The sequence below is a fragment of the Gottfriedia endophytica genome, assembly GCF_017814275.1.
Lineage (GTDB): Bacteria > Bacillota > Bacilli > Bacillales > Bacillaceae_G > Gottfriedia > Gottfriedia endophytica.
Map to the genome: position 1 here is coordinate 293,473 of NZ_JAGIYQ010000003.1, position 12,565 is coordinate 306,037.

Sequence of the window (12,565 nt, forward strand, 5' to 3'; positions counted from 1 at the left end):
AAAATAAAAGGCTATCCTGAAAATAAAGAGAAATTGGATAATTTGATGCCCCACGGAAAGCGAGCATCCTGGAGTTGTAATCAACTAACGTATTCTAAAATATATGAAACAGCTAAAAGAAAGGCTACAATATGACTCATTAAGAATCATATCGTAGCCATTTATACTTTCAAAAATGATTTTGAAGTTGATTGATAAAGAATAGGATACTGTGAAAATTCTGTTTTCATTAAATCATTTTGTAATCCTGAAGAAAGAACACTCGCATATGTATTTGTCGCTTTTACATCTAGTAAAAGATCGTGCTGGTTTTGCTGATTTACATTGTGATAAATAGGAATTGATAAATTCTTTTTCTTTAGTCTTATATATTCTTTTCCTTTTTCTGTCATTCCTAATAATCGAATATATAGTACATGGCCATCATTTAAATATTCACTCATTTGATCTTTACTTGTATTTGTGAGGATATGAGTTAACAACCTTTGAATCCTTGTCCATGTATATCGTTTCGTTTTGACTTCGTTCATTAGTTGTTCGAATGAAGATGCTTGTTTGATTTTCTGTAAAACTCTCAATTCCAATCCCTCTACGGCTTCGTAAATATTGTTTAACTCATAAGCTGAAGCTGTAAGACATTTATATTTTAATAAATGGAAATAAGCTTCCCAAGAATGAAAGAGTTTTGTAGTCTGTAAATAATTATTCAGTTCTAAAGAAGTAGAAGATGGAACATATTGATTGTATAATTCTTGATTAGTAGTTGATAGCACCTTTCGAATCGCAGTTGCACTAGCAATTGATGTATGATCGATCGTTTCGTCATGATAATCAGCTGCAATCCGTTTGATTGTCAAAGGTTTTATTGAACTTTTAAAGTAATCAATTGCTTCGATATATTGTATGCCAAGAATATTATTTGGGCGCGTGATATCGAACTCATCTTGTAATCCTATGACTTGTGAAAGAGCCTTACTATAGGCTGTAGGATAACTCATCCCTTGTGCGATCATTTGCTTTACTTCTTGATCAATTAGAGATTGCTGACGTTTTTTATGATCAAGGAATTTTGTAAACCGATTAATATCTCCGTCCTCACTTCCAAAACACAATGCAGAGCATTCTAGTGAATGTAGGATGGAAACAGCACCTTTAGCAAAATAGGTTGCATGTTGAGCGGAAAAGGCATATGGCAATTCAATCACTAAATCTGCTCCTGCTTGTAACGCCATTTTTGTTCGAATATTTTTAGGAACAATTGCTGGTTCTCCTCTTTGAAGAAATTGTCCGCTCATTACTGCAATCACACAATCTGCATTTGCAGCTTTTTTTGATTCATTCAAATGATAAAGATGTCCATTATGTAACGGGTTATATTCAACAACAATTCCAACAGATTTCATTTGTACCTCCTTATTTATATTTAGGCTCTTTTCTAAAGGATTGTTGATTTTAAAAAAATTTTTAAAACAAACAGTTGATAAAGAAGTTAATTGAAGCGGAATTCAAATTAACTAATCTATATATAGCAACAAAGTATACGAAAACAGCCTATATTTAAAATAAGCATACCAATTATATTTAGTGTTAATCAATAGCTCATCAAATCTAGAAAATAAAACAAATTGTGATGACAAGAACTATGTTTTCGTTAAATGCTGATAAATATTACACCAAGGCGGCGTATGAAATTAGGCTTTTTTTAAAGGCTACCCTGAAAATAACTTAAAAGACAATTATTATAGGATAAATTCCTTATTTTCATGGGCCATGGTACAAATTTTATTCTTATCTAAAAGATTGTTGCTTTTGAGTTTTTTTATTTTAAAGACAGAAGTTGATTACAACGGAAGGTGCGAGACTCCTGTGGGAATAGCGGGAAGGGTGAGACCCCGCAGGAGCGTATGCGACGAGGAGGCTCAGCTCACGCCCCACGGAAAGCGAGCAACCTGGAGTTGTAATCAACTAACACATTCTATTTATAGCAACAAGTTTTACTATTACTCTTTATATAAACATTACCCGATGTTATTTTCAGGGTAGCCAAAAATAAACGAATAGTTTTCTAGACAAACTTGCTTATTTCTCTATTGGATATTATAGTGAAGTATAGATGTTCTACCATTTTAAAAATATCAATTCACTACATAAATACTTTGAGTTACAACGATTTTACTGTAAAGAAAAAATATTGACAAATACTTAGAACAACTATATAATTTTCATTGTTGCCTTGAGGTGGTTTTTTATGAAATGGTCGATACACCAATTACAAAAATTAAGAAATAAAGGTATTTTGTTGGATGAAATTGTTGATTTGAATCATTTAAATGAACGAAATCCTGAAATTCGTGAAGTTTCACCTTTACATGTTACTGGACGAGTCGATTTTGGAACAAATCGTTATACGTTTCACTTAACAATTACTGGATATTTAATTTTACCTTGTCATAGAACATTAGTTGATGTAAAATATCCATTGTCAATTACCACAACAGAAACATTTTTTACAACAACAGAATGGGATAGTGAAGATGAAAATGTTCACATCCTAGAGGACGATGTGTTAGACTTAACACCAGTCCTAGAAGAATTAGTTCTTCTAGAAATTCCGTTGCAGCTATTTGCAGAAGATGTTGAAGATCAAGAAACTGCTCCAACATCAGGGAAAGACTGGGAAGTTAAGGAGTTTGTTGAAAAAGAACAAAAAATTGACCCTCGTCTTGCTGGATTAGCAAAGTTTTTTGATCGAACGGATAATTGAGAAGTACCGGTTTACCGGCTTCATAACTAAAAACTTTCTTTAAGGAGGTGGGATCAATGGCAGTACCTGCAAGAAGAACTTCGAAAACTGTAAAAAGAAAACGTCGTACTCATTTCAAATTAGCGGTACCTGGTATGGTTGAATGCCCAAACTGTGGTGAATTAACTTTAGCACACCGCGTATGTAAATCATGCGGACACTACAAAGGAAAACAAGTACTTAGCAAATAAGTTACTTTGAAAGGCACATAGATATTCTATGTGCCTTTTCCTTTACCTTTCTTTCACTCTCCAATAATTCCCTCTGTATACTACTACACCGTTATTTCGTATAATAATGAAAGACTATATAGTGAAACGGGTGACTCAAATTGTCAAAAATTTTATATACCAATCATGGAGAATATGAAAAGCTTCTAATTAATAAACCAGACAAAGGAAATAGTATTGATTTTGAAGTAATCAAAGAGCTGAATCATTATCTTACAGCTATTAAGCAGTCAAGCAAAAGTAAGTACCTTATTTTAAGTGGTGCTGGTGAAAACTTTTTTTGTACTGGTGGAGATTTACATAAAATTCTCTCGTATAAAGACGATCGGGATAAACTTGAAGAATATAATTTTTTGATGTGTGAAGTTCTATATAAACTATTAACATTACCAAAGCAAACTATTGCATATCTAAATGGATATACTCTTGGTGGTGGCTGTGAATTAGCATCTGCTTGTGATATAAGAATTGCTAAGTCTACTGCTAAAATTGGATTTATTCAAGGGAAATTGGGGGTTCCTACATCGTGGGGTGGGGGAACAATTTTAAAAGAAAAATTACAATACGATAAATGGTTTACATTGCTGACTGAAGCAAATATCTATAGTGCATTCCAAGCACAAAAAATAGGATTTGTTCATGAGCTTATAAAAGGGAAAAAAGTAGATGAAATAGAACAATATTTATCTAGAAGCAAAGAAGTATCATTTGAAGTAACTTCAACTTATAAACAAATTGCAATAGAGAAATGGGAGCAAAGTGCTTTATTTGATCGAATGAAAAAAGAAGTTTCAAATGCTTTGCCACATTGGTTTTCTGAGGCTCATTTAAAAAATATTGAAAATTTTATAAAAAAGTAGGAAAGTAATCTTCTATGATGCAATTCTTGTGCATATGCATTAGTAAAATCTACTTAATGTATATGAGAATTGGAGGGGATTGCAAATGGTTGCAAATCGCCAAGATGCGTGGACAAAAGAAGAAGATACCTACTTAGCTGAAGTAGTTTTAAAAACGATAAATGAAGGTGAAACACAACTTGCTGCATTTAAAATTGTTGCAAAAGAACTTTCAAGAACTCCAGCTGCCTGCGGTTATCGTTGGAATTCATTTGTACGTAAATTCTATAAAGAAGACATTGAAAACGCAAAGAATAGTAGTAAAAAGTTAGAAAAAGGAAAGAAAGTGGAAACTATCCATACGATTCAAAAAAATGAACAGGTAAATACTGCATATGAAGAAGAAATTACTTTTAATGCAGTTTATGACTTTCTTAAAAATTTAGAGAAGAAAGTTGACATACAGCAATCGATTAAGGAAATTCATACGCTTGAAAAACAATTACTAAAAATAAAGCAGGAAAACGAATATTTGAAAAAAGAAAAACAACAATTACAGGAAAAAGTTATTGAACTTGAACAAGAGTATGAGCACTTTTTTGATTATCTGGATAAAAAACGTAAGAGTGTAGGCGTAGTAAACGGAAAAAATGAACAAAAATCATAAATAAACAAAAATTAAAAAAACTCAACATTTTCACCATTATGGGAATGTTGAGTTTTTATTTTATATAGTTGATTGAAAAATGCTTTTAAAAAGTGAACGGTAAAATTCTAGGTTGTAACGATCTGAGCATTATAATTATTTACAACCATTTTTTTTATTAAGATGACACTGAAACGAATTAGATTATTGACGCCAAACTACATACTCACCATCAGTTTCCCCAAATCCTTGTTTTTTCCAAAATTCATTAGAATTCGCTCTAGGAATGGTTTTGATTGGTAGATTTAATGATTTTGCAAACTTTACAAGTTCAGTTCCATAATTATTTTTTTGATAAAATGGCAGTACTTCCATCTTGTTAATTTCATAACAAGTATCTTTCATTAATTCATCGTTTTTGTGCAAATATAAACTCATTCTGGCAACTAAAGCATTTCCGATGTAGATTCCATAAAAAGGCGATTGAAACTCATTATCTATAAGATTAGATTCAAGATCTTCTAACATCGAAAGCTCTTGTAATCCGTATCCTGCGAATTTTTGAAACTGTTCTAATGTTTTGAAATTAATTTGTAAGCGTTCTACTTTGATGGTACTCAACAAAAGCTCCCCCTTCACCCTAGTTGTGAAATTTCTAATATTTCAAATATAATTATATCGTAGTTTTCTCTTTAAAAAAAGAATGAAAAAGTTAATATTAAATAGTAGTAATGTGTTCGAAAAACTATAGATAAAGATTAGACGGGAGTATGTAAATGAAAATAGGAATAGTTGGGGCTGGTTCAATTGGATTACTGATTGCCGGATACTTCCACGAAAACGGTCATACTGTAACAATTTATACAAGATCTATAAAACAAGCGGAGAGTATTAACAGGCAAGGGTTAGTATTAGAAAAGAAAGATCAGAAAACAATACTGAATGTAAAAGCGAAAGTGTTTGAACAACAAGTTTTATTTGAAGATATTGATTTTCTATTTATAACAGTTAAGCAATATAACATAGATGATGTTTTAGATCAGTTGAAAGGGAAATTTAATTATTCTATAGTGTTCCTCCAAAATGGTATGTCACATATAAATAAAGTGAAACAACTTCAATTTAAAAGTGTCATGTTAGGGATTGTGGAACACGGAGCAATGAAAGTTAGTCAGAATCATGTGAAACATACTGGAAATGGTGTAATTAAAATTGGACTGCTTCAAGGGGATACTGAAGAAATTAATCAGATCGTAAACATCGGCTATCCTTCTTTTCCAATCGAATATGTAGAAGATTGCATCCATATCCTTAAAGGTAAGCTAATTGTTAACAGTGTAATTAATCCGTTAACAGCTATATTTCAAGTAGAAAATGGAGACTTATTGACAAATTCATTTTTTAATAAAACTGCTAATGATCTATTTAAAGAAGTTGCTGAAGTATTAGAGCTGGACAAAGAATATTATTGGGAAGAAGTAAAAAAGATTTGTGAGCGAACAAAACATAATTATTCATCTATGAATAGAGATCTTTTTTACAAGAGAAGAACGGAGATTGATAGCATTCTTGGTTACATTATTGAATGTGCCAATCAACAATGTAAACTTGTTCCTGTTGTACAGACTACATATAATATGGTAAAAGGCCTTGAGAAAAAGAAATGAAATAGTTTCTACAATTGTTTGGATATAAGTTTTTATTCTGTTTTTATTTTATTGCCTCTTTTTTTAAGGTTGTTGCATTTAGGTTTTAAAGACAGAAGATGATTGGAACGGAAGGTGCCCAGGCTCCTGAGGGAGATGCGGGAAGGCTGAGACCCCGCAGGAGCGTATGCGACGAGGAGGCTCAGCTCACGCCCCTAGGAAAGTGAGCATTCCTACGTTCCACTCATCTTACACATACTGAAATAGTAACAATGTATACGAAAACAGCTAATTTATTTTCACTTTGTAAGCTAGATATTTTGCATTTTTCGTTCGATTTATCTACAATTTTATATGTATTATAGTATTTTCCAATTACCATAGGATGGAACATTAAAATTCCTTATCATTTCGATGAACTATTTTTTGGGCTCTTTAATGATGTTTATCAGATCTTTTTATAAAATAGCAAACAGAAATATACATTTGGTACGTTAATAGAAAGTTTTTTACAATTTACTTTATACCTTTACTTTATTCTTCAAGGTATTGTAAAACATTCAGAATTGGAGAATTCTAGCTTAATTAATTAGAGAGGAAGTCAGTAATGAAAATTAGCCAAATAAAGACCACACATTCAAATAAGCTAGTTAATGATTTTATTAATGGGGAAACAAACATAAAAAAATTTTTTAATCGGTCTCCGCTTGTAAAAGAAGACATTGAAAAAAGAGTTCAGTTTCTAAAAACACAACAATATAATCGATCAGAACTTGTTGATGCTCTTTTATCTTTTCATAAAAAGTATGATGCTGGGGAAAAGGCAGTTCAAAATGTACAGAAACTGTTAAATGAAGACACACTTGTCGTAATTGGTGGGCAACAAGCTGGACTTTTAACTGGTCCACTATATTCTATCCATAAAATCATATCAATCATTAATTTGGCTAAAAAATACGAAGAAGATTATGGACTTTCAGTAGTTCCAGTTTTTTGGATAGCTGGAGAAGATCATGATTTGGATGAAATCAACCATGTATTTATTCAATTGAAAAATCAAATAAAGAAACAAACTTATTTTCAGCGAAATTCTTCTGCACATTCTGCTTCTAAAACAATACTTGATCAAAATGAGCTAAGAAAGTGGTTAACAAAAATATTTGAGTCTTACGAAGAAACGAATTATTCGAATGAACTTCTTAAATTAATTGAAGAGATTGCGATTGGATCAGAAACTTTTGTAGACTTTTTTGCGAAACTTTCTTTTCGTTTATTTGAAAAAGAGGGACTTGTGTTAATTGATGCAGATGATGAAGTAGTAAGGCAAATCGAATCAAAAATGTTTGGAGAAATGATTTGTAAACAAGATGATGTTCGTCATGCTTTGAAAACGACACAAACTAAATTGATTGAAGAAGGATATCAACAGTCCTTACATATTGCAGAGAACAGTGTTCACTTGTTTTATCATGCAAATGAGGGCAGACTGCTATTAGAGGTAGATGAAGAAAATGAACTGTTTATGACGAAAAATAAACAATATCGTTTTACAAAAGATGAATTACTCCAAATAGCGACTGAAAAACCACATTTTTTAAGTAATAATGTTGTAACTCGTCCGGTTATGCAAGAATTTTTATTTCCAACTATATCTTTTGTAGGTGGGCCTGGAGAAATTGCCTATTGGGCAGAGCTAAAAGAAGTTTTTAATGTATTTGAAATGGAAATGCCTCCTGTCTTTCTTAGACATAGTTTTACGATCATTGAGAGAAATATTTTATCTGCAATGAGTGATTTTCATGTTGAAATAGAAGATATTTTTAGTCCTGAATTTACTCAGCTTAAAGAAAAATGGCTACAAAATGAGTTGAAAATAAACTATAAAGAAAAAATACAAGCAGTTCGAGATCAAATAAAAGAAATACATGTTCCCTTGCAAGAAATGGTGGCAGAAACAACACCTAACTTAAGAGATTTTGCGAAAGAAAATTATCGAAAAATTGACGAGCAATTATCTTTTGTAGAGAAAAAAATGGAACAAACGATAGAAAAACAACATAGTGAACAAATTCAAAAATGGGACCGAATATTGAATCAACTTTGTCCAAATAATAAGCCGCAAGAACGTGTGTGGAATGTATTTTATTATCTAAATAAATATGGAATAAATTTCGTTCATGATCTTTGTAGGCTTGAATTGACATGGGATAGTGAGCAACAAATTGTTCTATTGTAAAATCGTATAATTTGAAATTTTTTAAATCCTGCTAGGTAGATAGCAGGATTTTTTATTTTTACAACGAAATAAACTAGAAATGGTGGTAAGAAGTGGGGGAATGTGGTAAGTTTGTGTTAGAAAGTGGGGGGAGTGGAATGTTTATTGGCGAATATCAACATAATATTGATGCAAAAGGCCGATTAATTGTTCCTTCTAAGTTTCGAGACAGGCTTGGTGACACCTTTGTCGTCACACGTGGTTTAGACCAATGTTTATTTGTTTATTCTCATGAAGAATGGCAAGTAATTGAAGAAAAACTACGAACATTACCCTTAACGAAAAAAGATGCAAGGGCATTTACCCGTTTTTTCTTCTCAGGTGCAATGGAATGCGAGATTGATAAATTGGGGAGAATTAACATAACACCTTCTTTAAGGCAATATGCAAAACTTGAAAAAGAGTGTGTTATTGTTGGGGTAACAAACCGTATTGAAATTTGGGATCAAGAAATTTGGAATCGCTATATGGATGAGTCAGAAGAATCATTCTCTGAAATAGCGGAGAAATTAATTGATTTTGATTTATAAAAATAAGTTTATTTAAGTAGAGTTAATGTAGGAGATGAAACAACGTTGTTTGAACATATAACAGTATTATTAAAAGAAACTGTCGATGCTCTTAATATTAAACCAGATGGTGTGTATGTAGATTGTACTTTAGGTGGTGGGGGACATAGTGAATATTTATTATCTCAACTCTCTCCTGAAGGACGATTATTTGCATTTGATCAAGATGAGACTGCAATCGAGCATGCTAAAGAGCGTTTAAAGAAGTATGAGAATCAGTTAACTATTATTAAAAGTAATTTTAGCTATTTAAAAGAAGAACTTCATAATTTAGGTATTTATGAAGTCGATGGTATTTTATTTGATTTAGGTGTTTCATCGCCTCAGTTAGATGTAGCTGAAAGGGGATTTAGTTTTCATCAAGATGCTCCATTAGACATGAGAATGAACAGGGAACAATCTTTAAGTGCATTTGAGGTTGTAAATGAATGGTCATATGAACAACTAGTAAAAATCTTTTTCCGATATGGTGAAGAAAAATTTTCTAAGCAAGTGGCTCGTAAAATTGAAGAGGTAAGAAAGAACCACTCAATTAAATCAACGCTTGAGCTTGTTGAGATTATTAAAGATGCAATTCCTGCACCTGCAAGAAGAACTGGTGGACATCCTGCAAAGAGGATTTTTCAAGCAATCCGAATAGCTGTAAATGATGAATTAGGTGTATTTGAAGAGGCATTAAAAGATGCGATTACATTAGTGAAAACTGGCGGAAGAATTAGTGTCATAACGTTCCATTCATTAGAAGATCGTATTTGTAAAACGATCTTTAAAGAAGCGAGTTCGTTACCTCCATTACCACCAGGGTTACCTATTATTCCGGATGAGTTTAAGCCAAAATTAAAACTCATTACAAGAAAACCGTTATTACCAACAGAAGACGAGTTGAATGAAAACAAACGATCACGCTCTGCAAAACTGAGAGTAGCAGAAAAACAATAAAAAATATAAAAATAGGATAGAGGAGGAAAGCTTTATGAGTAATCTTGCCCGTAAATTACAACAACAAAAAATTACCCATACACAACAAAGACAAACTCCGCAACCAAGAATAAAAAAATTATCAAAAGTAACACCACTAGAAAAATTTTTATATTTTATGTTCATCATTACTTGTTGTTTTATTGGTACAAAAATCGTTAAAACTCAAGCTACAATTTATGATACAAATGCTCATATTCAACAAATGAATAACGATATTTCTTTACAAAAGCAGCAAAATCAACAATTAAAAATGAAAATTGATGAGTTAAGTACATACAGTCGTATATGGGAAAAAGCAAAAGAATTAGGATTGAAATTAGATAATAAAAATGTGAAATTAACAGAAGGAAACTAAATAGGGGAAATATTGATGAGAAAGAAAAAGAGCAAATACATGAACTTAGGAATCCGATGGTTCTTTCTTATTACAGTGATCTTATTTGTCTTACTTGTAGGTAGAGTTTCATATGTTCAACTAGCTGACAAAGTTGAAGGGACAGAGATTAAAAATTATGTGAATGAAAAATATAATTCTACCCAAGTAATCCCTGCACTAAGGGGAGGAATTTATGATGCAAATGGACAGCCACTAGCAGAAGAAGTAAATTCATATACGGTTTCTGCCGTTTTAGACCCGAAAGCATCAAAAAATTCAAAAATCCCTCTTAATGTTGTTGATAAAGAAAAAACAGCAAGAGAGTTGGCACCAATTTTAAACGTATCTGAACAATCAATTTTAGATCAATTAAGTAAGAAGAAATATCAAGTTGAACTTGGACCAGGTGGAAGAAGAAATATTTCTCAAGATAAGAAAGATAAAATTGAGAAATTAGCGCTACCTGGTATTATTTTTACACCAACTCACACACGTTATTATCCAAATGGCGTTTTTGCGTCACATATTCTAGGTTATACAACCTTAGATGATGCCGGGAATTTAGTAGGAGAAATGGGACTTGAAAAATCACTTAATAAAGAAATGACCGAAAAGGATGGGAAGGTAACCTATTTACGTGATCGAAAAGGGAACATTCTTCCATATGCAAAAGAAAAAATTACACCACCCAAAAATGGTGATAATGTCAATTTGACACTAGAAACAAAGATTCAAAGTTTACTAGAGGATTCGATGACCGAAGTTGAAAAGGAATATAAACCTGAAAAAATGGTTGCCATTGTCGAAGATCCAAAAACTGGAAAGATACTGGCGATGAGTAATCGTCCAAGTTTTGATCCGAACAAACATGATATTACAAACTATACGAATGATGCAGTTTCATCTGCTTTCGAGTCTGGATCAACAATGAAAATATTTACAGTTGCCGCAGCAATGAACGAAGGTGTGTATAACGGGAATGAATACTATCATTCGGGATCATACAAAATTGGAAAAACGACAATCCATGACGTAAACAGAAGCGGATGGGGTTCAATTACATTCGATGAAGGTGTACAACGTTCTTCTAACGTAGCAATGGCGATTCTATTAAACCAAAAGTTAGGTGCGGATCGTTATCTACAGTATTATAAAAAGTTTGGACTCACTCAAAAGACAGGAATAAATATTCCAGGTGAAGTAGCTGGAAGATTACTATATAATATGCCATTAGAGCAAACTACAACTGCTTTTGGTCAAGGATCAACTGTTACTCCAATTGAGATTGTACAGGGAGCTGGTGCAATTGCGAATGATGGAAAGATGATGAAACCTTATCTTGTCAATTCTATCGTGGATCCTGATACTCAAAAAACTGTAACACAATATCATCCAGAGGTTGTAGATACACCGATAACTGCCGAAACAGCAAAAAGAGAACGTGCATTACTAAGTACTGTTATCACATCTCCACATGGAACTGGACACGCCTATGCTCTTGATGGCTATACATTAGCAGGAAAAACAGGAACTGCTCAGATTTCAGACGGAAAAGGACAATATTCGAAGGGCTTAGGTCAAAATTACTTTTCATTTATAGGGATGGCTCCAGCAGATAAACCAGAATTAGTAATGTATGTTTCTGTATTGAAACCAAAATTACAACCTACTCAATTAGGTTCTGCACCAGTTTCACAAATTTTTAAAACAGTTATGCAAGGTGCTCTTGAATACATGAAGGTTGAAAAGACTGGGACCGAAAATGTTAAACAAATAGTTGATCATGATAGTACAAGTGTACCAAATTTACAAGGATTATCTGTTGATGATGCAAAAAGTTTAACAATTGGTAATGGATTAAAATTTGTGCAATTAGGTGATGGCTCAACAGTTTTGGGACAATCTATTAAAAATGGTTCTAAAGTTGTACGTGGCACAACGATCTATGTTAAAACAGACGGTAAAAATAAAATGCCTTTAATGGATGGATGGTCATTATTGGATGTAAGAAGAATTTCAGATCTATTTAATCTAAAACTTACTACAAAAGGTTCAGGGTTTGTTATTTCACAAAGTAAAAATTCAGGCTCTGAAATTAGAGATGGAGATTTCTTATCGATTGAATTACAGCCACCATCTCAAGCAGAAAATAGTCAAAATAAAATAGAAGTAAAAACAAAAGGATAATTAATCTACTAGA

The 12,565-nt window shown here is 32.3% G+C and carries 11 protein-coding genes and 1 pseudogene; 10 read left to right on the plus strand and 2 right to left on the minus strand.

Features of this window, described 5'->3' with window-relative positions; genetic code table 11:
* Positions 1–161 precede the first annotated feature (161 nt).
* Positions 162–1,403 (minus strand): nucleotidyltransferase, encoded by a 1,242-nt coding sequence (locus tag J5Y03_RS06295; protein ID WP_209403676.1) that lies wholly within the window; start codon positions 1,401–1,403, stop codon positions 162–164.
* Positions 1,404–2,248: 845 nt separating this feature from the next.
* On the opposite strand from J5Y03_RS06295, the gene J5Y03_RS06300 reads away from it, so the two are divergent.
* From J5Y03_RS06300 to J5Y03_RS06315, 4 genes and pseudogenes are all read left to right on the plus strand, one after another.
* A complete protein-coding gene (locus J5Y03_RS06300) occupies positions 2,249–2,764 on the plus strand; it encodes a YceD family protein (protein ID WP_209403678.1) in 516 nt (171 codons plus the stop codon).
* 56 nt (positions 2,765–2,820) lie between these two features.
* Positions 2,821–2,994 (plus strand): 50S ribosomal protein L32, encoded by a 174-nt coding sequence (gene rpmF / locus J5Y03_RS06305; RefSeq protein ID WP_131842456.1) that lies wholly within the window; start codon positions 2,821–2,823, stop codon positions 2,992–2,994.
* Between the two features lie 140 nt (positions 2,995–3,134).
* Entirely contained in the window at positions 3,135–3,893 is a 759-nt protein-coding gene (locus tag J5Y03_RS06310; protein ID WP_209403681.1) for an enoyl-CoA hydratase/isomerase family protein, read from the plus strand.
* 85 nt (positions 3,894–3,978) lie between these two features.
* A pseudogene (locus J5Y03_RS06315) lies at positions 3,979–4,607 on the plus strand (RsfA family transcriptional regulator).
* A gap of 115 nt (positions 4,608–4,722) precedes the next feature.
* On the opposite strand, the gene J5Y03_RS06320 reads toward J5Y03_RS06315, so the two are convergent.
* Positions 4,723–5,139, minus strand: a complete 417-nt coding sequence (locus J5Y03_RS06320) for a GNAT family N-acetyltransferase (RefSeq protein WP_209403685.1) — start codon at positions 5,137–5,139, stop codon at positions 4,723–4,725.
* A 155-nt stretch (positions 5,140–5,294) separates the two neighbouring features.
* Here J5Y03_RS06320 and J5Y03_RS06325 point away from each other — a divergent pair, with 155 nt between their 5' ends.
* The 6 genes from J5Y03_RS06325 (at position 5,295) to J5Y03_RS06350 (ending at position 12,552) form a co-directional block, all read left to right on the plus strand.
* Complete coding sequence (locus J5Y03_RS06325; protein WP_209403687.1) at positions 5,295–6,185, plus strand: 2-dehydropantoate 2-reductase; 891 nt, start codon at positions 5,295–5,297, stop codon at positions 6,183–6,185.
* Between the two features lie 586 nt (positions 6,186–6,771).
* A complete protein-coding gene (bshC, locus tag J5Y03_RS06330) occupies positions 6,772–8,400 on the plus strand; it encodes a bacillithiol biosynthesis cysteine-adding enzyme BshC (protein WP_209403689.1) in 1,629 nt (542 codons plus the stop codon).
* A gap of 137 nt (positions 8,401–8,537) precedes the next feature.
* Positions 8,538–8,969 carry a division/cell wall cluster transcriptional repressor MraZ gene (gene mraZ, locus J5Y03_RS06335; protein ID WP_209403691.1) on the plus strand — a complete coding sequence of 144 codons (432 nt, stop codon included), beginning with the start codon at positions 8,538–8,540 and terminating at the stop codon, positions 8,967–8,969.
* Positions 8,970–9,014: 45 nt separating this feature from the next.
* Entirely contained in the window at positions 9,015–9,947 is a 933-nt protein-coding gene (rsmH, locus tag J5Y03_RS06340) for a 16S rRNA (cytosine(1402)-N(4))-methyltransferase RsmH (RefSeq protein WP_209403693.1), read from the plus strand.
* Positions 9,948–9,981: 34 nt separating this feature from the next.
* Positions 9,982–10,344 (plus strand): cell division protein FtsL, encoded by a 363-nt coding sequence (gene ftsL / locus J5Y03_RS06345; RefSeq protein ID WP_209403695.1) that lies wholly within the window; start codon positions 9,982–9,984, stop codon positions 10,342–10,344.
* 15 nt (positions 10,345–10,359) lie between these two features.
* The gene (locus J5Y03_RS06350) at positions 10,360–12,552 is read left to right on the plus strand and encodes a penicillin-binding protein (RefSeq protein WP_209403696.1); all 2,193 of its coding nucleotides are present in this window, start codon (positions 10,360–10,362) and stop codon (positions 12,550–12,552) included.
* Positions 12,553–12,565: the final 13 nt, after the last annotated feature.